This is a genomic window from Rhizobium glycinendophyticum (assembly GCF_006443685.1).
GTDB lineage: Bacteria > Pseudomonadota > Alphaproteobacteria > Rhizobiales > Rhizobiaceae > Allorhizobium > Allorhizobium glycinendophyticum.
On the sequence record NZ_VFYP01000001.1, the window covers coordinates 895989 to 920239 of the forward strand.

At 62.3% G+C, this 24251-nt stretch carries 20 protein-coding genes; 12 read left to right on the forward strand and 8 right to left on the reverse strand.

Annotated features, from left to right (window positions below):
- Nucleotides 1-14: 14 nt before the first annotated feature.
- The 3 genes from FJQ55_RS04305 to FJQ55_RS04315 all read left to right on the forward strand — a co-directional run bounded on the left by FJQ55_RS04305 (nt 15) and on the right by FJQ55_RS04315 (nt 2552).
- The gene (locus FJQ55_RS04305; protein WP_140826459.1) at nt 15-209 is read left to right on the forward strand and encodes a hypothetical protein; all 195 of its coding nucleotides are present in this window, start codon (nt 15-17) and stop codon (nt 207-209) included.
- Nucleotides 210-317: 108 nt separating this feature from the next.
- Nucleotides 318-1457, forward strand: coding sequence for a PAS domain-containing sensor histidine kinase (locus FJQ55_RS04310; RefSeq protein WP_167507686.1), 1140 nt, complete (start codon nt 318-320; stop codon nt 1455-1457).
- A 162-nt stretch (nt 1458-1619) separates the two neighbouring features.
- Entirely contained in the window at nt 1620-2552 is a 933-nt protein-coding gene (locus tag FJQ55_RS04315; RefSeq protein WP_140829073.1) for a glycine--tRNA ligase subunit alpha, read from the forward strand.
- Nucleotides 2553-2555: 3 nt separating this feature from the next.
- Here the strand turns inward: FJQ55_RS04315 and FJQ55_RS04320 are convergent, their stop codons facing one another.
- Both FJQ55_RS04320 and FJQ55_RS04325 read right to left on the reverse strand, forming a co-directional pair.
- Nucleotides 2556-2957 carry a response regulator gene (locus FJQ55_RS04320; RefSeq protein WP_113376060.1) on the reverse strand — a complete coding sequence of 134 codons (402 nt, stop codon included), beginning with the start codon at nt 2955-2957 and terminating at the stop codon, nt 2556-2558.
- Nucleotides 2958-2985: 28 nt separating this feature from the next.
- A complete protein-coding gene (locus FJQ55_RS04325) occupies nt 2986-4998 on the reverse strand; it encodes a sensor histidine kinase (protein WP_140826460.1) in 2013 nt (670 codons plus the stop codon).
- Between the two features lie 203 nt (nt 4999-5201).
- Between FJQ55_RS04325 and FJQ55_RS04330 the strand changes: the two genes are divergently transcribed.
- The 6 genes from FJQ55_RS04330 (at nt 5202) to FJQ55_RS04355 (ending at nt 12372) form a co-directional block, all read left to right on the forward strand.
- A complete protein-coding gene (locus FJQ55_RS04330) occupies nt 5202-5753 on the forward strand; it encodes a LemA family protein (protein WP_140826461.1) in 552 nt (183 codons plus the stop codon).
- A 36-nt stretch (nt 5754-5789) separates the two neighbouring features.
- Nucleotides 5790-7055 (forward strand): 3-phosphoshikimate 1-carboxyvinyltransferase, encoded by a 1266-nt coding sequence (gene aroA, locus FJQ55_RS04335; RefSeq protein ID WP_140826462.1) that lies wholly within the window; start codon nt 5790-5792, stop codon nt 7053-7055.
- Nucleotides 7052-8986: a DUF2207 domain-containing protein gene (locus FJQ55_RS04340; RefSeq protein ID WP_140826463.1), complete on the forward strand. Its 1935-nt coding sequence runs from the start codon at nt 7052-7054 to the stop codon at nt 8984-8986. The genes aroA and FJQ55_RS04340 overlap by 4 nt, the downstream gene beginning before the upstream one ends.
- A gap of 170 nt (nt 8987-9156) precedes the next feature.
- A complete protein-coding gene (gene glyS / locus FJQ55_RS04345; RefSeq protein WP_140826464.1) occupies nt 9157-11466 on the forward strand; it encodes a glycine--tRNA ligase subunit beta in 2310 nt (769 codons plus the stop codon).
- A gap of 103 nt (nt 11467-11569) precedes the next feature.
- The gene (locus tag FJQ55_RS04350; protein ID WP_140826465.1) at nt 11570-11833 is read left to right on the forward strand and encodes a type II toxin-antitoxin system ParD family antitoxin; all 264 of its coding nucleotides are present in this window, start codon (nt 11570-11572) and stop codon (nt 11831-11833) included.
- A gap of 44 nt (nt 11834-11877) precedes the next feature.
- Entirely contained in the window at nt 11878-12372 is a 495-nt protein-coding gene (locus FJQ55_RS04355; protein ID WP_140826466.1) for a 2-thiouracil desulfurase family protein, read from the forward strand.
- Nucleotides 12373-12428: 56 nt separating this feature from the next.
- Here the strand turns inward: FJQ55_RS04355 and FJQ55_RS04360 are convergent, their stop codons facing one another.
- From FJQ55_RS04360 to purD, 4 genes are all read right to left on the reverse strand, one after another.
- On the reverse strand, nt 12429-14249 hold the full coding sequence (locus tag FJQ55_RS04360) for a methyl-accepting chemotaxis protein (RefSeq protein WP_140826467.1): 1821 nt from the start codon (nt 14247-14249) through the stop codon (nt 12429-12431).
- A gap of 313 nt (nt 14250-14562) precedes the next feature.
- On the reverse strand, nt 14563-16395 hold the full coding sequence (locus FJQ55_RS04365) for a methyl-accepting chemotaxis protein (protein ID WP_140826468.1): 1833 nt from the start codon (nt 16393-16395) through the stop codon (nt 14563-14565).
- 269 nt (nt 16396-16664) lie between these two features.
- Nucleotides 16665-17117 (reverse strand): plant virulence effector HPE1-like domain-containing protein, encoded by a 453-nt coding sequence (locus tag FJQ55_RS04370; RefSeq protein WP_140826469.1) that lies wholly within the window; start codon nt 17115-17117, stop codon nt 16665-16667.
- Nucleotides 17118-17230: 113 nt separating this feature from the next.
- On the reverse strand, nt 17231-18502 hold the full coding sequence (gene purD / locus FJQ55_RS04375) for a phosphoribosylamine--glycine ligase (protein ID WP_140826470.1): 1272 nt from the start codon (nt 18500-18502) through the stop codon (nt 17231-17233).
- A gap of 173 nt (nt 18503-18675) precedes the next feature.
- On the opposite strand from purD, the gene FJQ55_RS04380 reads away from it, so the two are divergent.
- Nucleotides 18676-20994: a Tex family protein gene (locus FJQ55_RS04380; protein WP_140826471.1), complete on the forward strand. Its 2319-nt coding sequence runs from the start codon at nt 18676-18678 to the stop codon at nt 20992-20994.
- Nucleotides 20995-21073: 79 nt separating this feature from the next.
- On the opposite strand, the gene FJQ55_RS04385 is transcribed toward FJQ55_RS04380, so the two are convergent.
- On the reverse strand, nt 21074-21415 hold the full coding sequence (locus FJQ55_RS04385) for a TraR/DksA family transcriptional regulator (protein WP_425467502.1): 342 nt from the start codon (nt 21413-21415) through the stop codon (nt 21074-21076).
- A gap of 10 nt (nt 21416-21425) precedes the next feature.
- Nucleotides 21426-21836, reverse strand: coding sequence for a universal stress protein (locus FJQ55_RS04390; RefSeq protein WP_140826472.1), 411 nt, complete (start codon nt 21834-21836; stop codon nt 21426-21428).
- Nucleotides 21837-22052: 216 nt separating this feature from the next.
- On the opposite strand from FJQ55_RS04390, the gene FJQ55_RS04395 reads away from it, so the two are divergent.
- Together FJQ55_RS04395 and FJQ55_RS04400 are read left to right on the forward strand one after the other, a co-directional pair.
- On the forward strand, nt 22053-22937 hold the full coding sequence (locus tag FJQ55_RS04395; RefSeq protein WP_140826473.1) for a VOC family protein: 885 nt from the start codon (nt 22053-22055) through the stop codon (nt 22935-22937).
- Between the two features lie 140 nt (nt 22938-23077).
- On the forward strand, nt 23078-24154 hold the full coding sequence (locus FJQ55_RS04400) for an AI-2E family transporter (protein ID WP_140826474.1): 1077 nt from the start codon (nt 23078-23080) through the stop codon (nt 24152-24154).
- The last annotated feature ends 97 nt before the right edge of the window (nt 24155-24251 follow it).

Genomic DNA, 24251 nt, shown 5'->3' on the forward strand with positions numbered 1-24251 from the left:
ACGGGCGAGGGGACATGGCGCAGCTGATTTTTCTTGTGATCCTGGTGGGCGGCAGTTGGCTGCTTTACCGGAAGTTTGTCAGCGATGCCGAGAAGCTGGCGGCACGTTCCCGCGCACGGGAAAAGGAGCGGGAAACGGATGCCATCGGCACGCTGGTCAAGGATCCTGAAACCGGCGAATACCGCCTGCGCCGCGAGGACGACGACTGATCGGCCGTGCGGACCATCCAGATACCTCGATTTTTCTCATCGCGCGAGGGAACAATTCTCGATTGGCCGCATTGTTTTCATCGCCATAAAGCGTGACGCGGGAGTTTGATGAAGAGCAGCGAAGAATTCCTGGGCGTTACCTGCGATGTTGCGCGATATCTGAACGCTGTCGATTGGGCCGCAACATCGCTCGGACCGGTCGATGGCTGGTCCTTATCCCTCAAAGCGACGTTGCGGACAGTCTTGTCCACCCGTCAGGCGATGTGCTTCTGGTGGGGAGACGACCTGCTGCAGTTCCACAATGATGCCTATCTCCCGATGCTCGGTCAGCGGGTCGAGCGGGCTATCGGCGCACCATTCAGGGAATTGTGGTCGGATGTATGGAAGGATGTCTTGCCCTTCGTGGAAAGCGCCTTGTCCGGCAAGGGCACCTGGCAGGAAAACCTGCCCCTGATCGTGACCCGCAACGGTTACGAAGAGCCGACCCATTGGACGTTTTCCTACAGCCCTCTCTATGACGACGACGGCCGCATTGCCGGCATCCTCAACAATGTCACCGAAACCACCCAGGCGGTGAAGGATCGCGAGGCGCTGGAAGAGGCTTATCGCGAAGCGAAAAATCATCTGGCTGAGCGCGGTCGTTACGAGGAAGAGCTGAAGCTTCTCAACCGCGAACTCGCGCATCGGATGAAGAACACGCTGGCCATGGTCCAGGCGATCATCAGCCAGAGCCTGAGAGGCGCCTCGTCCCTGACGGAAGCAAGCGCCACGATCAGTGCCCGCATCCAGACGCTGGCCAAGGCCCAGGATCTGTTGACCGGCATGAGCGTCACCGCCGCAGAAATCACTGCCATTGCCAATGCGGCGCTTGCGCCCCACCGGGACGGCACGGGACGCATTCACGTCGAGGGTCCGCGTGTCTACCTGTCGGCCCAGCAGGCTCTCGGCCTGTCGCTCGCAATGCACGAACTGGCGACCAACGCGACGAAATATGGTTCCCTTTCGGTGCCGGATGGTCGCGTCGAAATCAGTTGGTCGCACCGCCCCGGTGACGACTTCACCTTCGATTGGCGCGAAAGCCAGGGGCCGGCAGTGACCGAGCCGACGCGGCGGGGTTTCGGCTCCCGGCTCACCGAGCGGATTGTTTCGGATCTCTTCAAGGGGCAGGCGAAGATCGACTTCGCCGTCGAAGGGGTCGCCTTCTCCCTGGTCGGCAAACTGCACCAGGCGGCAGATCTCGACCACTGACCGGGCGGCTTTCGATGTCTTGCGCTCTTGGCCTTGCAAGAGCCGAGACGGGAGACCGGATCACGGGCGCTTGACCCTTCGTCCCGCTCGTGGCACCAGACGGCCAAAGATTGTCAGTCCCTGCCGATGGATAGCCCGATGACTACGCTCCTTGCCCCGCACATGGACCCCAAGCGCTCCTTCCAGGCGCTGATCCTGACGTTGCATGCCTATTGGGCCGACAAGGGTTGCGCGGTTTTGCAACCCTACGACATGGAAGTCGGCGCCGGCACCTTCCATCCGGCAACCACGCTCCGCGCGCTCGGCCCCAAGCCCTGGCGTGCCGCTTATGTGCAGCCGTCCCGCCGTCCCTCGGATGGCCGCTATGGCGAAAACCCGAACCGCCTGCAGCACTATTATCAGTACCAGGTCATCCTGAAGCCGAACCCGTCCAACCTGCAGGAGCTCTATCTTGGCTCGCTGAAGGCGATTGGCCTCGACCCGCTTCTGCATGATATCCGTTTTGTGGAAGACGACTGGGAAAGCCCGACGCTCGGCGCCTGGGGTCTTGGCTGGGAATGCTGGTGCGACGGTATGGAAGTCTCGCAGTTCACTTACTTCCAGGCCGTCTGCGGCATCGACTGCTCGCCAGTGGCGGGCGAACTGACCTACGGCCTCGAGCGCCTCGCCATGTATGTCCAGGGCGTCGACAACGTCTACGATTTGAACTTCAACGGTCGAGAAGGCGAAGAGAAGATCTCCTATGGCGACGTCTTCCTGCAGGCCGAGCAGGAATATTCCCGCCACAACTTCGAATTCGCCAACACCGAGATGCTGCATCGCCATTTCATCGATGCCGAGAAGGAGTGCCAGGCGCTCCTCGCCGCAGGAGCCCCCTCGGACAGCGAAAACCAGCGCCTGCACAAATGCGTCTTCCCGGCCTACGACCAGTGCATCAAGGCCTCCCACATCTTCAACCTGCTCGACGCCCGTGGCGTCATCTCGGTGACCGAGCGCCAGGCCTATATCGGCCGCGTCCGCGCGCTGGCGAAAAGCTGCGGCGAGGCGTTCCTGCTGACCGATGCCGGTGGTGCGAACTTCGGTCGGGCAGCGTAGGCTTTAAAACTCCAGCCCCGCCGCCACCCGGTTCTCGATCCGGACCACCAGACCGTGGATCTTCGCCATCAGCACGTCGAAGTCGATCGGCTTGGTCAGGTAGCTTTCAGCACCGGCACCCAGCCCCTCGATCATCTTCTCCCTGTCGGCCAGCGCCGTCAGGAAGACGAAGGGCATGTTGGAGAATTGCGGATGGTTGATCTGCAATTCGCCGAGCATCGAGATGCCGTCCATCTCTGGCATGGTGATGTCGGAAATGACGATATCGGGCCGGTCCTTGAGGATCCTGTCCAGGCCCTCCTTGCCGTTCTCCGCCTGCAGCACGCGAATGCCCGCGTCCTCCAGTTCCTCGACGATCAGTTCCCGGACGTCTCTTTCGTCCTCCACGCACAGTACCGTGATCATTGTGTCCTCCTTCTCTCCCCGTCAGGGATCACGCGGCATGAACCTCCGCTGCCGCCTCGGTTTCGGTTGTCCGCGCCGGCCCCTTGACCGGCAGGACGAGGGTGAAAGTGGTGCCCTTGCCGCGCTGGCTTTCGACGAAGATGTCACCGTCGTGCAGCGTCACGATCTGCTTGACGAGTGACAGGCCGATACCGGTGCCGGCAATGCCGGTCGAGGTGCGGGCGCGGAAATAGGGCTGGAAAAGCTTGTCGATATCCTCGGCATCGATGCCGACGCCTTCGTCCTTGACCGACAGGAAGACGAAGCCCTCCTCTTCCCAGCCGCGGATCAGGATGTCGGGCGCGCGGGGCGCATATTTGATCGCATTCGACAGAAGGTTGGTGATCACCTGCGAGATGCCAAGCGCGTCGCAGCGAATCATCGGCGGCAGGGCGTCGATATCGGTCTCGAAACGGTGGTGATGCGAGGAAAGCTTCTGCCGCTTGATCGCCTGTTCAATCAGCTTGTGCAGCGCGCAATCGACCAGGGACAGCTCGGCCTTTCCGGTCTCGATCCGTCCGGCAGACAGGAAGCTCTCCATCAGTTCGACCATGCGCGCCACAGCGGACCGGATCTGCTGCGTCTTCTCGCCGAGGAATGCCGTGTCGATGCCGCCCTTCTTGCGCAGGAGGCGCTGTGCTGCACCGTCGATGATGGCGAGAGGCGTGCGGAATTCATGGCTCGTCATCGCCACGAACTGTCGCTGCATGGCGTTGATGTTCTTTTCCTGCTGCAGCGCCTCTTCGAGCGCCGCTGCCTGGGCGGCAATCTCCGCCGTGCGCTGCCGCACCGTTTTTTCCAGCTCGTCGCGATTGCGGATCAGGTCCTTTTCCGCCCGCTTGCGCACCGTGATGTCGGTATAGCTCAACACGTAACCGCCATTCGACAGCGGCTCTGAGCGGACCGCGAGCACCTTGCCGCTCGTCCGTTCACGCTCGAAGCTATAGGGCAGGCCGAGTTCCGCCTGTTCGACACGCTCGCGCACCATCGCCTCGTGGTCGCCGTCACCCCATTCGCCGCGGCAGGCATTGTAGCGCAGGATGTCCTCGAAGGATGATCCCGGCGGAAAGAGCTCCGGCGGGATGTTCATCAGGTCGTAGAGCCTGCGGTTCGCCATCAACAGCCGCGAGCGGTTGTCGAAAACCCCGATGCCGCCGGGGATCGCGTCGAACACCTGTTCCAGAAGGCCGAAGGCCTTGCGCTGATCGGCGGTGGCGATCGCCACTTCGGCGAAGATATCCGCTTCCTCGCCCTTGATCCGCCAGACCTGCACCTTTACGGGATAAACGGTGCCGTTCCGCCGCCTTTGGATGGTGTCGAAGCAGATCTTCTGGGTGCGCCCCAGCAGCAAGGGTACGAGCCGCGCCCGGTAATCCGCCTCGGAAATCCCGGCTTTCAACTCCGCCGGAGTCATCGTGGAGAGCGCCTGGGCGGAATAGCCGGTGCGGACGCTGGCCGTGGCATTGGCACGGGTGATCTGCAGGCTTTGCGGATCGAAGACATAGATTTCGTCGGTCGAGAGTTCGACCATGTCGATGAGCGTCCCGGTGCCGCCATTCCTGTGCGTGATGATCGTCGCGATCTCTTCCGTCAGCAGGCGTAGGATGGCGAGTTTTTCCTGGCTCATCCGCTTGGCCGTGCGGCCGAAGAAGAACACGGATCCCATGCGCTGGCCCGAAGGATGGTGGATTGCCAGGCCGTAAATGGCGGATTTCGATCGCCCGGTTACGGAAGGCGGCATGCCGTCTTCCGGACAGATGTCGAGCGGCAGAGCAAACTCGTCGGCGGCGCATTGGTGAAACAGGCGATGCCGGTCATGCTGACTGTCGACCAGATAGATGGCCGAGGCCGGCGCAAGGTCCAAAGGAGCGGTCGCGGTGATCAAGCTGCTCACGTCGTTGAGCACGTCCGCCAGTCGGCGTTCGGGCGTTGCTGCGCGAAGGATGTCGCGATCGGCCAGCAAGGCCCAGACAGGCAGGTCGTTCCACGTCATCGGCTGCATATGCAGGTCCCGCTTGAAGCTGCTCGGATGCCTACATTAGCGTATGCGAATTAAATGAGGCGGAAGAACTTCGCTGCAAATTTAAGCGATCTGCGGCTTTCGGTGGAAACAGCAGCCAAGTTCGGCCACCGGCGTCTTCCATCATGACTTTGCAAAAACAAAAGGCTAACGTGCCGCCACTTCAGCTGGGGAGCCACCGCATCATGTTCACGACACTTGCCATCATCGCCGCCATCGCAGCCTACCTCGTCTTCGTCTATAACGGCCTCGTCAAGGCGCGGCAGATGGCCGAGGAAGCCTGGTCAGGCATCGATGTCCAGCTGAAGCGTCGCGCCGATCTCATCCCCAATCTCATCGAGACGGTGAAGGGCTATGCCGGCCACGAAAAGGGCACGCTGGAAAGCGTGGTCGAACTGCGCAACAAGGCCCAGGCCGTGCCGGCAGGCGATGTCGCGGGTCGCGCCCAGGCCGAAGGCCTGCTTGGCGCTGCCCTCGGCAAGATCGTTGCACTCGCCGAAGCCTATCCGGATCTGAAAGCCAACGAGAATTTCGTTGAACTGCAAAAATCGCTTGAAACCATCGAAGGCGAGATCCAGATGTCGCGTCGCTATTACAATGGCGCTGCCCGTGACCTGAACGTCAAGGTCGAGAGCTTCCCCTCCAATCTCGTCGCCGGCCAGTTCGGCTTCTCGAAGAAACCCTATTTCGAGATTGCCAACGAGGCCGACCGTGCGGTACCGACGGTCAAGTTCTGACGTCCATTTCAGGGCGCCGTTTGAAAGACCGGAATCATGACGACTGACAGTGTGACCATCCTTCCGCCCACCCACGCCCTGACCGGCAAGGTGAGCCCTCCGGGTTCGAAGTCCATCACCAATCGCGCGCTGCTGCTCGCCGGCCTTGCCAAGGGCACGAGCCGGTTGACCGGGGCGCTGAAGAGTGACGACACGCGCTACATGGCCGAAGCGCTGCGCCAGATGGGCGTCACCGTCGAGGAGCCGGATGCCACGACCTTCGTCGTTACCAGCTCCGGTGAACTCAAAGCCCCAGCAGCCCCACTTTTCCTTGGCAATGCCGGAACCGCTACCCGCTTCCTCACTGCGGCGCTGGCACTAGGACACGGTCGCTACGTTGTCGATGGCGACGAGCATATGCGCAAGCGTCCGATCAAGCCGCTGGTCGAGGCCCTGCAGTCGCTCGGTGTGGCGATCGCCGCTCCATCGGGTTGCCCACCGGTCGCCATTGATGCCAATGGTGCCTTCAAAAAGAACCACGTGGTGATCGATGCCGGCCTCTCCAGCCAGTATGTCTCGGCTCTCCAGATGGCGGCAGCCTGCGGTTCCGAACCCTTCACCATTGAGCTTGCCGGTGCCGATATCGGCGCGCGCGGTTACATCGACCTGACGATGTCGGCCATGCGCGCCTTCGGCGCAAAGGTCGAGCAGCCGACGCCGGCCTCCTGGGTCATCCAGCCGACCGGTTATACCGCGACCGATTTCCACATCGAGCCGGATGCCTCCGCCGCCACCTATCTCTGGGGTGCCGAAGTGCTGACCAAGGGCCAGATCGATATCGGCACGCCGTCGGATGCCTTCACCCAGCCCGATGCCAAGGCCTATGATGTGATCGCCCAGTTCCCGAACATGCCCGCCGTGATCGACGGCAGCCAGATGCAGGATGCGATTCCGACCATTGCCGTGCTCGCCGCCTTCAACGAAACGCCGGTCCGTTTCGTCGGCATCGAGAACCTGCGCGTCAAGGAATGCGACCGCATCCGGGCCGTCTCAACCGGCCTCAACAACATCCGCGAAGGCCTGGCGAAGGAAGAGGGCGACGACCTGCTGGTCTTCTCCGATCCATCGCTTGCCGGTCAGTCGCTGCCGGCCGAGATCGACACCTTTGCCGATCACCGCATCGCCATGAGCTTTGCGCTGGCGGGCCTGAAGATCCGCGACATCACCATCCTCGACCCCGGCTGTGTGGCCAAAACCTATCCCGGCTACTGGGATGCGCTCGCCTCGCTCGGCGTCGACCTCGTCAGGAACGACAAGAAATGACGACACTCCTTCGTCTGTGCTCCGCTTTCCTTCTTGTTGTCTGGATGGCGTGCGGTGCGCAGGCCGAGGAAGTCGTTCGCGACTACCACGCCGATATCACCGTCTTTCCCGATGCCTCAATGGAGGTGACGGAAACGATCACCGTCAATGCCGAAGGCAATGACATCAAACGCGGCATTTTTCGCGATTTTCCGCTTTACGCTCAGGATGCGCGTGGCTTTCGCCAGAAGGTCGATTTCGAATTGATCTCGGTGGAGCGGGACGGGCGCGCTGAGAATTACCATACGGAAAACGTCACCGGTGGCATCAGGATCTATACCGGCTCGGCCGACGTCTTCCTGCGTCCCGGTGAATACACCTATACCATCACCTACCGCACCGGCCGGCAGATCCGCTATTTCGACGATCACGACGAGCTCAATTGGAACGTAACTGGCAATGGATGGCTCTTCCCCATCGAGCAGGCGAGCGCCAGCGTTACTCTGCCAAATGATGCGGTTCCGACAAGGACGACGGTGTACACTGGTGCATCAGGTTCGACGGAGAAGAACGCGCGCGAGGTCCCAGGCTCCGATGGCCTCGAGTTTGAAACGACCCGGCCCCTCGGCCTAAGCGAGGGCCTGACCATCGTGCTCGCCTTCGACAAGGGCTTGGTCTCGGCCCCTTCGACGGAGGACAGCGCCTGGTGGTTCATCCGGGACAATCTCAACACGATCATCGGTTTTGGTGGCCTTGCGGTGATCTTCCTCTATTACCTCCGCTCCTGGGTCGCTGTCGGTCGCGATCCGGTGAAGGGCGTCGTCGTGCCGCGCTGGGACGCACCGGAAGGCATCTCGCCGGCACTCGTCAACTACATCAACAACAAGGGCTTTTCCGGTGCCGGCTGGACCGCGCTCTCGGCCTCGGCGCTTGATCTGGCGGTCAGGGGTTATGTCGAGCTGGACGATCTCGACAGCAGCATCACCATCCGGCGGACGAAAAAACCGGTGGAGGGCAAGCTGCAATCTGGCGAGGCTGCGCTGATGGCGGAAATCCCCTCTGCCGGCAACGAACTCGTCATCGACAAGGCCAACGGCAAGAGAGTCGAAAGCGTCGGCGATCGTTTCCGCCAAGCGATCGAGAAGGAGCATCGCAACAAGTATTACAAGGCCAATGCCGGCTATACCTCCTTCGGCATCGGCCTGTCGATCGCCGTTGTCGCCGCCCTTTTCATCTTCGGTGATCTCGACGAGGACGTCTACGCCCTGATCTTCGTGCCGACCTTCTTCTCGGTGTTCTTCGGCACCTTCACCGTGGGTCTGGTCAACCTGTTTCGCGGCGGCCGCTCGCTCTTCAGCAAGATCTTTGCCATCGTCGCACTCGCTTTCATCGGCTTCATAGCCCTCTCGACGCTAGGCTTGATGCTGATCTCGATGTGGATGGATCTCGAAGCCACCCATCAGTTCCCGGTCCTGATCGCCTTTGGCGGCATCTTGACGATCAATCTCCTGTTCTTCTTCCTCATGGGCGCCCCGACCCCGCTCGGCCGCAAGCTGATGGACGGTATTGAGGGCCTGCGCATCTATCTGACGCTCGCCGAAAAGGACCGCTTGAACATGGCCGGCGCTCCGACCATGTCTCCCAGCCATTTCGAAAAGCTTCTGCCCTATGCCGTGGCGCTCGGCGTCGAAAAGCCCTGGTCGCGAGCCTTCGAAACCTGGCTCGCCACAGCCGCCGCCGGTGCCGCAGCCGCCAACTACAGCCCCGGCTGGTACCACGGCAGCAACTACGGCAATTTCGGCGACCGTATCGGCGGCTTCTCCTCCTCCATGGCTTCCACGATCGCCTCCACTATTCCCGCGCCGCCCCCTTCCAGCTCCTCTTCCTCCTCGGGCTTCTCAGGCGGTTCCTCCGGTGGCGGTGGCGGCGGTGGCGGCGGGGGAGGGTGGTAGGCACCCACCTCCCCCTTGAGGGGGGAGGTCGCCGCGAAGCGGCGGGTGGGGGTGACACGCTTACCGCCGCCTGATCCGCTGCCATTTTGCACGCATCCATGGATGACTTTTGCCGCGCGGCTTGCTAAGTCCCGCGCAGCCTTTCGCAACAGTTCAAAAAGTCAGTCCCCATGCCCGATCTCCTGCTCGAACTCCGCTCCGAAGAAATCCCGGCCCGCATGCAGCGCAAGGCGGCTGGCGATCTGAAGAAGATGGTCACGGATGCGCTGGTTGATGCTGGTCTGACTTACGAGGGCGCACGCGAACACTGGACGCCGCGGCGCCTGACGCTCGATATCCGTGGCCTGACCGCCCGTTCTGCCGACATCAAGGAAGAGAAGAAGGGCCCGAGCGTTTCGGCACCTCAAGGCGCGATCGACGGCTTCCTGCGTGGCGCGGGCCTCACCTCGATCGACCAGGCCACGATCAAGACTGATCCGAAAAAGGGCGATTTCTATGTCGCCTATCTGGAAAAGCCCGGTCGTGCGGCGGAAGAGATCATCGCCGATGTGATGCCGGGCATCATCCGCACATTCCCCTGGCCGAAGTCGATGCGCTCCGGTTTTGCCTCCATGCCGAAGGGCTCCGGCTATGGCGGAATCGAGGGCAAGGGCATGGAAAGCCTGCGCTGGGTGCGCCCGCTGCAGTCGATCGTCTGCACCTTCGGCCCCGAGCATGATGAAGTTCAGGTCATTCCCTTCGAGATCGACGGCATCGTGGCGGGGAATGTCACCTATGGTCACCGCTTCCATGCGCCTGACGCCATCACCGTCAAGCGCTTCGACGACTACGTCTCGAGCCTCGAACGCGCCAAGGTCATCCTCGATGCCGAGCGCCGCAAGGACATGATCCTGCACGACGCCCGCGACATCGCCTTTGCCAACGGCCTCGAACTCGTTGAGGACGAAGGCCTGCTGGAGGAAGTCTCCGGCCTCGTCGAATGGCCGCAGGTTCTTCTCGGCACCTTCGAGGAGGACTATCTCTCGATCCCCGCCGAGATCATCCGTCTGACGATCAAGACCAACCAGAAGTGCTTTGTCGTGCGCCCGCAGGGTGAGACGGACAAGCTCTCCAACCATTTCATCCTGATTTCCAACATCCAGGCCACCGATGGCGGCCGCGAGATCATGCATGGCAATGGCAAGGTCGTGCGCGCCCGCCTGTCGGATGCCCTGCACTTCTGGAAGCGCGATCAGGGCGACCTGCCGGACCTCGATACGCTGAAGGCCTCTGCCGCCAAGTTCGACCTGGATCTCAAGAAGCCGCTCGATCAGCGCATGGCCAAGCTCGACGCGCTGAACGTGACCTTCCACGCCAAGCTCGGAACGCAGGGGGAGCGCGTCGCGCGTATCCGCGAACTGGCCAAGGTGCTGGCACCGATCGTTTATACGTCGCGAAACAGCCCCTCATCCGGCCTGTCGGCCACCTTCTCCCCGTTGAACGGGGAGAAGGGCGAACCCGCCGGCGCCGGCGTCCCCCTCGCCCCGCTTGCGGGGAGAGGGTCCGGCGAAGCCGGGGGTGAGGGGCAGGACCCCGATCTCGACACCTTCATCGCCCTCGTCGACCGCGCCGTGGTGCTGGCGAAGGCCGACCTGCGCACCGAAGCCGTCGGCGAATTCCCCGAACTCCAGGGCGCCATGGGCCGCAAGTATGCGCTCCTGCAGGGCGAGAATGCCTCCGTCGCTGCCGCGATCGAAGACCACTGGAAGCCGAACGGCCCCTCCGACCGTCTCCCGGAAGACAAGGTGGGCCTGACCGTCGCGCTCGCAGACAAGCTGGATACGCTCGTCGGCTTCTGGGCAATTGACGAAAAGCCGACCGGCTCGAAGGACCCTTATGCGCTGCGCCGCGCGGCACTGGGCGTGGTGCGGATGATTTTGGAAAGGGGTATCCGTCTGCCGCTGGTGTCCGTCGCCAAGGATGCCGACCTCCTCTCCTTCTTCCACGACCGCCTCAAGGTCTATCTGCGCGACCAGGGCGCCCGCCACGACATCATCGATGCCGTGCTGACGCCTGATGCCGACGATCTCTTGATGGTCGCCCGCAAGGCCGAGGCGCTCACCGCCTTCATCACCTCGGAAGACGGCTTGAATCTGCTCGCCGGCACCAAGCGCGCCACTCAGCTCTTGGCCGCCGAAGAGAAGAAGGGCACCGTCGTTGCCGATGGCGTCTCGGAAGCGCTCCTGACGCTTGATGCCGAGAAGGCGCTATTCGCCGCCATCCAGTCCGCCTCGAAATCGGCGGCTGAAGCGGTCGCAGCGGAAGACTTCCGCTCCGCCATGCAGGCGCTCTCGACGCTGCGCGGCCCGGTCGACAGATTCTTCGAGGACGTGCTGGTCAATGACGAGGACGCCGCCATCCGCGCCAACCGCCTGGCGCTCCTGAAGGCCATTCGTGAGGCGACCGCCACGGTCGCCGACTTCTCCAAGATCACCGGCTGATGATGTGAGACCCCGCTTCGGCGGGGTCTTTCGTTTCACGCGGCGAGTTTTCCGAGATCAGCATCTTGTGCTAGGTTGGAGCAACATACAGCCGGAGCCCCCCATGAAGCCCGTTCAGGTCACCATTGCCGAGCCCTATGACAGCTTCGTCGAGGCCCAGCTCGAAAGTGGCGTGTTCAAGTCTGCCGAAGACGTGGTCGAGGCCGGACTCACGCTTCTGCAGGAAGAGCAGGCGCGGATCGAATGGCTGCGCAATGCGCTGATCGCGGGTGAGAACAGCGGGCCGTCTGTGCCGTTCGAGTGCGAGGAATTCAAGGCCCTCATGCGGGAACGTCATCTTCGTACGCGAGCTTCTCAAGAAACCTAAGCTGCTGCAGATATCGCCCGCGCGACCACTTTGGTATTGCTAAAATGCTCCCCAAAATCCTCATCAGCGCCTGCCTGCTCGGCCGCCCCGTCCGTTATGACGGCAAGGGCAAGCCGCTCAATGATCCGCTGATCGAGCGCTGGAAGGCCGAGGACCGCCTCGTCGGGTACTGTCCCGAACAGGCCGGCGGTCTGCCCACCCCGCGTCCGCCCGCTGAAATCGAAGACGGCATGAATGGCGAGGACGTACTCGCCGGCCGCGCCCGCGTGCTCGAAGTCACCGGTGGCGATGTGACCGCAGAATTCATCGAGGGTGGTAAGAAGGCCGTCGCCTTCGCCCGCGAGCATGGCTGCGACGTAGCGCTGCTCATCGACGGCAGCCCCTCCTGCGGGTCGGGTTTCATCTATGACGGCTCGTTTTCCGGCACCCGCCATCCCGGCTTCGGCGTCACGGCAGCCCTGATGCATCGGGCGGGCATCGAGGTCTTCTCCGATCGTGAACTGGAGCGCCTTGCAGAACGGGTCCAATCGATGAGCTGAAACGAAAGAAGCCGCCGGGCATCTCCGGCGGCCTCCATCATCAGTATGGCGTGGCCTCAGCCCGCCATGCGCATCGGCGTCTTGTATCCCTGCTGCTCGGCGCGGGTGCGGAAGCTGCGCATCAGGTTCAAGAGTTCCTCCGTATCACCGGCCAATACTTCGGCCGAAGCGGTGGTCTCTTCCGCCATCGCCGCATTCTGCTGGGTTGCGGCGTCCAGCTGGTTCATCGACGAGGAGATTGAGCGCAGCGTCGTGTCCTGCTCTGTCGCCGAATGGGCGATCTTGGTCACGATGTTGCTCGCCGACTGGATCTGGTCGGAGATACGCTTGAGCGCCGCGCCGGCCTCGCCGACCAGCTGCACGCCGTTTCGCACCTGACCGGACGAGCGGGAGATCTGGTCCTTGATCTCCTTGGCGGCGGCAGCCGAACGCTGGGCGAGTTCACGCACCTCCTGGGCGACGACGGCAAAGCCCTTGCCGCTTTCGCCGGCCCGAGCAGCCTCGACACCGGCATTCAGCGCAAGCAGGTTGGTCTGGAAGGCGATTTCGTCGATCACGCCGATGATCTTGGTGATCTCGGCAGACGATTGTTCGATGCCCCCCATGGCGCTGATCGCTTCAGCCACGACCGCGTCGGAGCGCGCCGCTTCCGATGAGATCGTCTGCACGCGTTGTGCCGCCTCCTGCGCGCCTTCGGCCGTCTGGCGAACGGCGACGGTCAACTCGTCGAGGGCTGCCGATGTCTCTTCCAGATTGGCCGCCTGATGCTCGGTGCGCTGCGACAGCGTGTGCGAGGCGCGGCGGATCTCTTCCTTCGAACCGGCGATCTCGACGCCCTTGGCGCTCACGCGCGCCAGGGCCGTTTCCAGATGATCGAGCGCCTCGTTGAAGTTGTCGCGCAATGCGCCGTAGCGAGGACCAAGGTCTCCGCAGCGCGTCGTCAGATCGCCTTGTGCCATGGCCTCGAGCGCAACGCCGATTTGCGAAACGACGCGCGCCTGCTCTGCCGCATCGGCCTGCTGCGAATCGACGTTCTGCTGGCGCTCCTGGTCGATCTGCCGTTGCTGCTCGGCCTGGCTGCGCGCCAGCGCCTGCCGTTCGCGGACCTTTTCCTGAAGGGCGCGCGTGGCTTTTGCCATCATGCCGACCTCGTTGCCCATGTCCGTGTGAGGAATGGCAATCGAGACATTCTCCTCGGCCACTGCGGTCAGTGCGCCATGGATCGCCGTCAGCGGACGGCTGATCCCACGGATGATGACGAAGGCGGCAAGCAGCCCCAACACCACGACGCTGCCGCCGATCACCACGGCCTTCCAGATCATTGCGTTGATCTTCTGCTGGAGATCGTCGATATAGACGCCGGTTCCGACCACGACCTGCCATGGTTCGAAGGCTTTGCTGTACGCGGCCTTCAGATAAACGTCACCGCTCTGGTCGCCGGGCTTGCTCCACGAATATTCCGTGATGCCTCCGCCGTTGCGGGCCTTCTCGATCATCTCCTCGCGGAACATCTTGCCGTTCTTGTCCGGCTGTCCCTTTTGGTTGAGGCCGATCTGCGCGGCCACGGGATGAAACAGCATGGTGACATCGTAGTCGAAGCCGAACATGTAGCCGTTGGGTTCAAAGGCTATCGTCGTCATGGTCTTGAACGCTTGGGCTCGGGCATCTTCCATGCTCATCTCGCCCGCTTTCACCCGCGCGTCGTAACCCTTGAGGATCGAGATGGAGGACTCCACCTGGCTGCGCAGCAGATCGTAGCGTTCGGCGAAAATCGCCTCGGACGTGCTCTTGATCTGGAAATAGGTCGCCACGCCGAAGGCGAGCATCAATCCGCAAATCAGCAGAAACAGTTGTTTGGAAATCTTTAAATTCTTCAATGGAGCCTCCTCCGCAAGGAATTGTCCGGTCGGTATCCTTCCGAAGTGGCGACCGTTCCCCTGTCGCCCGAGCGCGCCTCATGCAGCCACCGGTATGTAGCCACAGTGTTCCCTGGACCGTAAAATTTTACTTAAATAAAGATAATATAAGTTATTTTGATATTAGAAAACAAACATTTAGCATATGTCGAATGGGCCAAACGCAGTCGCAATCGTCCTTCGCCTGCGCCAAAATTGCCATGGCTGCACCGCATAACGAAAAAGCCGCCGGCAAGAGCCGACGGCTTCGAAACGAATGGGAAAGAAGTGTGTGTCAGCCGGCCTTGCGCATCGGCTGGTGGCCACCATGCTGGCCGCTTCCCGACTCGCTGGTCTTGAAGCTGCGGATCAGGTTCAGGAGATCGCCAGTGTCGTTGGCGAGAACCTCGGCCGATGCCGTAGTCTCTTCCGCCATGGCGGCGTTCTGCTGTGTCGCCTGATCGAGCTGGTTCATCGAGGACGAGATCGAGCGCAGGGTGGTGTCCTGCTCCTGCGCGCTGTGGGAGATCTTCGAAACGATGTCGTTGGCGCTGGCGATCTGGTCGGAGATACGCTTCAGCGCCTCGCCTGTCTGACCCACCAGTTGTACGCCCTGTTCGACCTGGGCGGACGAGCGGGCGATCTGGTCCTTGATCTCCTTGGCGGCAGCAGCAGAGCGCTGGGCAAGCTCGCGCACCTCCTGGGCAACAACCGCAAAACCCTTGCCGCTTTCGCCGGCGCGTGCCGCTTCGACGCCGGCATTCAGCGCCAGAAGGTTGGTCTGAAAGGCGATCTCGTCGATCACGCCGATGATCTTCGTGATCTCGGCCGACGACTGCTCGATGCCGCTCATTGCATTGATCGCGCGGGTGACGATCTCGTCGCTCTGCTTTGCTTCGCCGCTAACCGCACCGACACGGCTCGCCGCTTCCCGGGCACCGTCGGCAGTCTGTCTAACGGCTACCGTGAGCTCGTCGAGCGCGGCCGAGGTTTCCTCGAGGTTCGCGGCCTGGCGTTCTGTGCGGGTGGCAAGCTCGCCGGAGGCGCGGCGGATCTCTTCTTTCGACACGGCAATGTCGTTGCCCTTGAGGTTGACCCGGGCCATGGCTTCTTCGAGACGCGCCAGCGCCTCGTTGAAGTTGTCGCGCAAGCCGGCATATTTCGGGCCGAGATCGGCGCAGCGCACGGTCAGGTCACCGTCCGCCAGATTGGCAAGCGATGCACCGATCGTGGCCACGACATGCGCCTGCTGGCGCGCGTCTGCGAGCTGCATTTCCGAATTCTGCTGGCGCTCGCCATCCAGTTCGCGCTGCTGTTCTTCCTGGCGGGCAGCAAGCGCATGGCGCTCGCGGATCTTTTCCTGCAGGCTCTGGGTCGCCTTGGCCATCATGCCGACTTCATTGCTCATGTCCGTGTGCGGAATGGCGATCGAGACGTTTTCGTCCGCCACCGCTTCCAGCGCATCATGGATGGCGTTGAGCGGGCGGGTGATGCCGCGCACCACGAAATAGGCAGCAATCAGAGCCGCGGCAAAAATGCCAAGCGAAACGCTGACGGTCTTGATGATGCTGGCCCGGATTTCAGCCTTCAGGTCGTCCGTGTAGAGGCCGGTGGCGACCACGAGCTTCCATGGCTCGAAGGCCTTGGCGTAGGCAGCTTTCGGATAGGTGCGATCTTCCGGATCCTTGCCCGGCTTCGGCCCGATGAATTCGACGAAGCCGCCGCCGGCCTGGCCGAGGCGCACCATCTCGTCACGATAGGCAAATCCGTTTCCGTCCGCCTTGCCCTTGTTGCTCTTGCCCACGTCCTTGGATGTCGGATGGAAGACCATCACGACATCATAGTCGTAGCCGAAGAAATAGCCGTCCGGCTCGAACTTCATCTTGTTCAGCAGGGCATAGGCGCGGGTCTTGGCTTCGTCGACCGAAAATTCGCCAGCAACGGCGCGGTCGTTGAAATCCTGGAGAATGGAAAGCGCCGACTCCACCTGGGTCCGCAGCAATTCGTAGCGTTGCTGATAAATGGTGGCGGTTGCGGACCGCACTTCGAAATAGGTGGCGGTGGCGAAGGCCGCCATCATGCCGCCGATCAGCACGAAGAGTTGGAGGGAAATACGGAGATTTTTCATGGCCAAGCAAGCTTTCGTCGAACCGAACAATCGGTTGAGATCCGGGAACAAGGGGGGAGCAGCGGCCCTCATGGCCGGTCGAAGTCTCGCCCCAGAGTCATCGCGAAAGATTGATATGACTTTAAGCTGTTAAGAATATTCGGCTCTCAGAATTCACCCCCGATAAATAGGGAAACGACATAACGCCCGGGACTGGACCGGGCGCTATATCCGTGTGTCACCACGATGTGCCGCAGAACCCGGATCGTAAGGCGCTGCGGGAGATGTCGTTACTTCAGCCGAAGCTCGAAGCCTGCCTGGTTGATCTGCACCGGGCCATCGGGAAGCGAAACATTGGTAACCGCTGCCGTGGTAGCGCTGGGGTCCACTCCGTCCGAAGCAGGGGCATTGGCCACGATGACAGAGCCCTTGGTCGCCCAGCCCTCGGCAGACGTCATGAACACGACAGGCGAGCCACCGAGCCAGCTTTCCACGCGCTTAAGCTTCTTCTGGCCGTTTACGTCCACCACTTCGGCAAACTGGTCGCCCGACGCCACGGTCGGAACCTGGTACCGGTTTCGGGAAATCTTCGGCTGGAGGGCCGGGCACTGTGCACAGGTGACCCGGATGACGCTTGAGCCGTTCGTCGCGAGGCCGCTCACGAGGTCGATGGAGGAGGCGAGGGCCGGTGTTGCACCAGCCACTGCAGCCAGGATCATGGATGTACGAAGGATGCGGCGCATGATGTCTTTTCCCCGATGGTTGGGGAAACCCTAGCGCAGCTTTCTTTCGATCCGGTCAGGAGCTTTGGTAAAATTTGAGCGAATGAGCGGATTTCCGCGTTAAGCCCGGCCTTTCAAGAATTTTCGCGCGCAATTGCCCGCCAGCCGATATCCCGGCGGCAAAATCCGTTCTCCCAGTTGACCGCGTCCACGAGGTCGTAGGCCGCAGCCTGAGCCGCAGCCACGGTCGCACCGCGCGCCGTGGCGTTCAGCACACGTCCGCCGGTCGCCACCAACTGGCCGTTCTTGAGTGCCGTTCCTGCATGGAAAACCTTGGCGCCCAGCTCGGCTTGCGGCAGGGCAGCGATCGGCGTCGCCTTTTCGTAAGCGCCGGGATAACCCTTTGAGGCGAGAACCACGGTCAGCGCCGGGTCATCGCTCCATTCGGCCTTGATCTGATCCAGCGTGCCGGTGGCAGAGGCGTAGAGGATCGGCAACAGATCGCTCTTCAGCCGCATCATCAGCACCTGGCATTCCGGATCGCCGAAGCGGACATTGTATTCGATGAGTTCCGGACCCTTTTCGGTGATCATCAATCCGGCGAAGAACACGCCCTGGAAGGGATGTCCCATCTCGGCCATGCCCCGCAGGGTCGGCTCGATGATCTCCTTCATCGTCCGCTCGACCATCTCCGCAGTCATGACGGGCGCAGGAGAATAGGCGCCCATGCCGCCGGTATTCGGGCCGGTATCGCCGTCGCCCACGCGCTTGTGGTCCTGAGCCGTGGCAAGTGGCAGAAGGCACTTGCCGTCTGATAGGCAGAAGAAGCTTGCTTCCTCGCCGTCGAGAAAAGCCTCGACCACGACTTCAGCGCCGGCAGCCCCAAAAGCGCCCTCGAAGCAGTCGTCGATGGCGGCCAGCGCCTCGTCCAGCGTCATCGCAACCGTGACACCCTTGCCGGCGGCAAGCCCATCGGCCTTGATGACGATCGGTGCACCCTGCTGGCGCACATAGGCTTTTGCTTTCGGTGCATTGTTGAAGCGCTGGTACGCCCCGGTCGGGATGTTGAAGCGGGCGCAGACATCCTTGGTAAAGCCCTTGGAGCCCTCGAGCTGGGCCGCAGCGGCAGAGGGTCCGAAGACGGCAATGCCGGCCTCACGCAGACGGTCGGCAATGCCAGCGACCAGCGGTGCTTCCGGCCCGACGACGACGAAGTCGATGCCCTTGTCCTTGCAGAACGAGACCACCGCAGCGTGATCATCGGTGTCGAGTGAAACGAGTTCCGCCTCTTCGGCGATGCCGGGATTGCCGGGGGCCGCATAGAGCTTGGTCAGCAGTGGCGACTGGGCGATCTTCCAGGCCAGCGCATGTTCGCGTCCACCCGACCCGATCAACAAAACCTTCATCACCAGCCTCCAGTGCCACAGGGGAATGTCCGGCGGTTAAGGGGGAAGGGGGCAAAGGTCAAGCCGAATTGACCTTGGAAACCCCCGCTTTCCTGTGAAGTGGGCCGCATGCCCGTTGCCTTGCCGCATTCCCTCGCTATGGTCCGCCGCTTACCAGATCAGACGGAAGACCCATGGCCGACGACATCAAGAGCATTGCCGCCCTCATCGCCACCGAGATCAACGCCCGACCCGAGCAGGTGACGGCGGCTGTCGCCCTGCTGGACGAGGGTGCCACGGTTCCCTTCATCGCACGCTACCGCAAGGAAGTGACCGGCGGTCTCGACGACACCCAACTGCGCAATCTCGCTGAACGGCTGATCTATCTGCGCGAGCTTGCCGCCCGCCGCAAGTCGATCTTTGAAAGCATCGATAGCCAGGGCAAGATGACCGACGAGCTCGCCCGCAAGATCGCCCAGGTCGCGACCAAGGCCGAGCTCGAAGACCTCTATCTCCCTTACAAGCCTAAACGCCGTACCCGCGCCGAGATTGCCCGCGAAAAGGGTCTGCAGCCGCTTGCCGATGCGATCCTCGCCGACCGCACGAGCGATCCGCAGCAGCTCGCAGCCGGTTACATCACCGAAGAGGTGCCGGACGTGAAGACGGCGCTCGAAGGCGCCCGCGACATCATTGCCGAGCAGATCTCGGAAAACGCCGATCTCATCGGCCGCCTGCGCAACGACATGAAGGATCGCGCGATCCTCTATTCGAAGCTCGTCGACGGCAAGGCGGAGGCCGGCGCCAAGTTTGCCGACTATTTCGACCATTCCGAACGCTGGGCAACCGTCCCTGGCCACCGGGCGCTGGCGATGCTGCGCGGCTGGAACGAGGAGTTTCTCTCGCTCTCGATCGAAGTCGATCGCGATGACACGGCCCCGGTGAAGCCCAGCCAGCGGACGATCGCCGCTGCCTATGGCATTTCCGGCAAGGGCCCCGCCGACCAATGGCTGCTCGAGGTCGCCGGCTGGACCTGGCGCGTCAAGCTTTCCGTGTCCCTCTCGCTCGACCTGATGCGCGAATTGCGCGAGCGGGCCGAGGAAGAAGCAATCCACGTCTTTGCCCGCAATCTGAAGGACCTGCTGCTGGCGGCCCCGGCAGGCTCGCGTCCGACCATGGGTCTCGACCCCGGCATCCGCACCGGCGTCAAGGTCGCCGTGGTCGATGGCACGGGTAAGGTGGTGGAAACGACGACCGTCTATCCCTTCCCGCCGAAGAACGACATCCGCGGCACCCAGGCCGAACTGGCTTCGCTGATCCGCAAGCACAAGGTCGAGCTGATCTCGATCGGCAATGGCACGGGCAGTCGCGAGACGGAAAAGCTGGTGTCCGACATGCTCGCCCAGTTCCCGTCGACGGCGCCGAAGCCCACCAAGGTCATCGTGTCTGAAGCCGGTGCCTCGGTCTATTCGGCCTCGGAAACCGCCGCCAAGGAGTTCCCCAATCTCGACGTGTCGCTCCGCGGCGCCGTCTCGATTGCGCGCCGCCTGCAGGATCCGCTGGCCGAACTCGTCAAGATCGAGCCGAAGTCGATCGGTGTTGGCCAGTACCAGCATGACGTCGATCAGGGCAAACTCGGCCGCTCACTCGATGCCGTTGTCGAAGATGCCGTCAACGCCGTCGGCGTCGATCTCAACACCGCATCCGCCCCGCTGCTCGCGCGCGTTTCCGGTCTCGGCAAGACGACAGCGGAAGCCATTGTCGCCCATCGCGACGCGACCGGCGCATTCGAAAGCCGCAAGGATCTCTTGAAAGTTCCGCGCCTCGGCGCCCGTACCTTCGAACAATGCGCCGGCTTCTTGCGCATCCCGAACGGCAAGGAGCCGCTCGATGCCTCCTCCGTTCACCCGGAAGCTTACGGCGTGGCGAAGAAGATCGTCGCCGCCTGCGGCCGCGACCTGCGCTCGCTGATGGGCGACAGCGCCACCTTGAAAAGCCTCGACCCCAAGCGCTTCATCGATGAGCAGTTCGGCCTGCCGACGGTCAAGGACATCCTCGCCGAACTCGAAAAGCCGGGTCGCGACCCGCGGCCAAGCTTCAAGACGGCGACCTTTGCCGAAGGTGTGGAGGAGATCACTGACCTCAAGATAGGCATGACGCTAGAAGGCACAGTCACCAATGTCGCCGCCTTCGGCGCCTTCGTCGATATCGGCGTGCATCAGGATGGCCTCGTCCACGTCTCTCAGCTTGCCGATCGCTTCGTCAAGGATCCGCATGAGGTGGTGAAGGCCGGCGATGTCGTGAAAGTCCGCGTCGTAGAGGTCGACGTCAAGCGCAAGCGCATCGCGCTCACCATGCGCAAGGATGGCGGCGAGGCTCAAGCGCCATCGATGCGTGGCGATGCCCGCGGCAATGCCAATGCGATGAAACATTCCAACGCCCGCCCGCCAAAGCCGGAACAGCCGGCCATGGGCGGCCTGGGTGCAGCGCTCGCCGAGGCTATGCGCAAGAAGTAACGCTTCTCTGCGGCCCGACTAAAGAGACAGGCCGGAGCTTTCGCCCCGACCTGTCCCACTGCCCCTCGTAGGCAAAGCATCAACGCGCCGCTGCACAGTCCTTGCAGAATGGCGTATGCGGCACGGCCTGCAGACGTTCGACCGAGATCGGCTCGCCGCAACTGACACAGGTCCCAAAGGTGCCGGCATGGAGACGGTCCAACGCGGCGTCGATGCCGCGCAACTCGCCTTCGCCGACCTGGCCGAATTCCTCCAACACTTCGTCGTTTTCGGATTCGACCGCCCGCTCCGCGCTGTCGGCGCTTTTGAGCTGACTGAGATCCGTGTCGATCTTGGTCAGCCGGTTCTCGATCTCCGCCTTGCGGGCTTTGAGCATTCGCTCGAAATGCGCAGCGTCCATGGGCTGTGCTGTCTGTTTCATCAGATCCTCCTCAGCGATCGACCAGAACCGAGATCTTCGAATGGCGCACCAGCCGGTCGGCGGTGGCCCCGATGAAGTAGTTGGAAATGTCAGGCACATGCGAGCCGACGATGATAAGGTCGGCATCATGCTCCTGGGCCGAGGCAAGGATTTCGCGGGCCGGTGCACCGGAGCGAATTTCTACCCGGGCGCTGACCGCCGCCTTGTCCTTCAGGCCAACCAGCTTGGTTTTGGCGTCCTGAATTGCACCTTCGATGAGATCGACGGGCATGTCGATCGCCAGATAGCCGGGAATATCCTCGACAACGCTTAAAAGAACGATCTCACCGCCGTCGTCGAGCAGCGAACTCGCCTTGGACAGGATCTTCTCTCCCTTGTCGAGCGCTGCTGGATCGACTGGAACGACGATCTTCTTGTACATCTTGCTCTCCATCCTTGTGCCCTTGCCGGGCGTTTCCTCTGATGGTGAGATCATGCGGCGCAGACAGCTCTCCCGCATTGATCAGGATCAAGCTGCGGAGGAGCGCGGCTTCGTCAACATTCCTCGAACGAGCTATCGACCATCTGGCGTCTTTTGTGAACGATCATTCCGCGCCATATTTGGTGCAAGGCATGACATGCCACCAGGAGAACCGAGATGACCGCTGCCCTTGCATCCAACGTCGAAAGCTTTGCCCTCAGCCGCCCTGTTCATGTCGGGCAGGCGCATCTGGTCGTCGCCGATCTCGATCTGCTCAGCCGTTACTATCAGCAGGTGCTCGGCCTGCAGCGCCTCGAAGAGAGCGCGAGCGGCGTTGTGCTCGGCGCTGGAGGCAAGCCCTTGCTGACGCTCACCACCCGAGGCAATGCGGCCCGCGCGCCGCGCGATGCGGCCGGCCTCTTCCACAATGCCTTCCTGATGCCCAGTCGCGAGGAACTGGCGCATTGGCTCTTCCATGCCGCCCAACTCGGTGTCCGCTTCGATGGCGCGAGTGACCATCTGGTGAGCGAAGCGATCTACCTCACCGACCCGGAGGGCAACGGCATCGAGGTTTATCGGGACCGGAGCCCGGCCGAATGGACCTACCATCCCGACGGCACCGTCGAGATGGCAACCGACCGGCTCGACCTGCAGGCGCTCTACGACAGCGCCCCGAAGTCCCCATGGTCCGGAATGGCCCCGGATGCCGCCATCGGCCATATCCATCTGCAGGTCGGCAATGTGCCTGAGGCGGACCGCTTTTACGAAGGCGTGCTCGGGCTGAAGAAAATGGCGAGTTATCCAGGCGCCAGCTTCTTCGCGTCCGGCGCCTACCACCATCACATCGCCGCCAATGTCTGGAACAGCCGAAATGCCGCCGCCCGCACCGGTTCCATGACCGGGCTCAACGACTATGCGCTGACCTTCAACGACCAGCAGATGCTGGCCGGCGTCCTCGCGTCGCTTCATGCTCAGGAGGTCAAGGTGGACCGCACTGCGGATGGCTACCGCCTTCTTGATCCGTGGGGGATCGGCATCACGCTCGTTCCGCCTCAGAACTGAGGCGATTGGAGGAAGAGGGGCAGCATTGAGGCCGCAGGCGGAACGGAAGATGTTCCATTGGCGTTGTTCCTGTCTCGACGGGAAACGATCGCCATGCCAAGAACCGACATCCAAGCCGCACCAGCCTCAAGGAGCGGCCCGTGAACCTGCAGGTCCAGCCGAAAAGAAGTCGCCACCGGCCGCCCCGTCATGCCAAGACGGGCCTCGACTACACCGTCTCCTGGTCGGTGATCGGGCTCTTCGTCATCTTCGCGCTGATCGCCCTGCATCTCGCCTCATTCGTACTGATCCCCCTGACCATGGCCATCGTCGTCGGTCTGATCCTTGGTCTGGCCGCTGATCGCATGGGCAGGCTGGGCGTCCCGCCAACGCTCACGGCCATTATTCTCTCGAGTGTCTTCATCGGCATACTCGGTCTCTTGGCCGTTACCATTGCCGGGCCAGTCAACATGCTGATGCAGAACGGACCGAAAATGCTGGAGCAGGCCATTGATTACCTGCACGGCGTCTCCTGGCTTCGTCGTCCGATCGATGCGCTGTCCAGGGGGCCCGTCTCGCCGGAGGCGATGCTGGAAAACTCCGGCACGATCCTGTCCACACTTGCGACGGGCGTGACCCCGGCACTCCTGCAGATCTTCATCTTTATGGCCTCCCTCGTCCTCTTCCTCTCGTCGCGTCTGGCTCTCAGGCGCGGGCTGATCCGCGCCTTCTCCAGCCGGGGGCGCAGGCTGAAAGCCATTCGCCTCTTCAACGAGGTGGAAGCGGCCCTTGGTCACTATTTCGCGACGGCCTTGGTGGTCTATGCCCTCTTCGGTGTGGTCGCTGGCATCATCGCCTGGGTCGGTGGCCTCGGCAGCCCCTTGCTCTGGGCCGTCGCCGCCTTCCTCCTCAGCTTCATTCCCTTCCTTGGCATTGCCTCGGTAACGCTCGCCATGGCCGTAGCCGGTGTGCTGGCGCATGATTCCCTGTTGATCGGCCTTCTGCCTTCTGCCGTCTTCTTCATTGTCGATGGCCTTCTGGAAAACCTCCTGATCCCCGCCGCCATGGGGCGGCGCCTGGAAATGAATGCCTTCATGCTCTTCGTTGCCATTGTCTTCTGGACTTGGCTGTGGGGACCCGTCGGCGCCATGCTGGCGGTTCCGCTGACGCTGATCGGCATGACCTTGTTCGGCGGCATCGTTCCGCAACCGAAACTCCAGCCGAATCTGCCGGACTGACATCCGGGTGGCACCATCCGTCATGTCCCTGTCACAGCGCGGGTTTACCGGCGCGCAACTGCCGTCTTTTCGCTGTCGGCGCCGCAAGGGACCCATC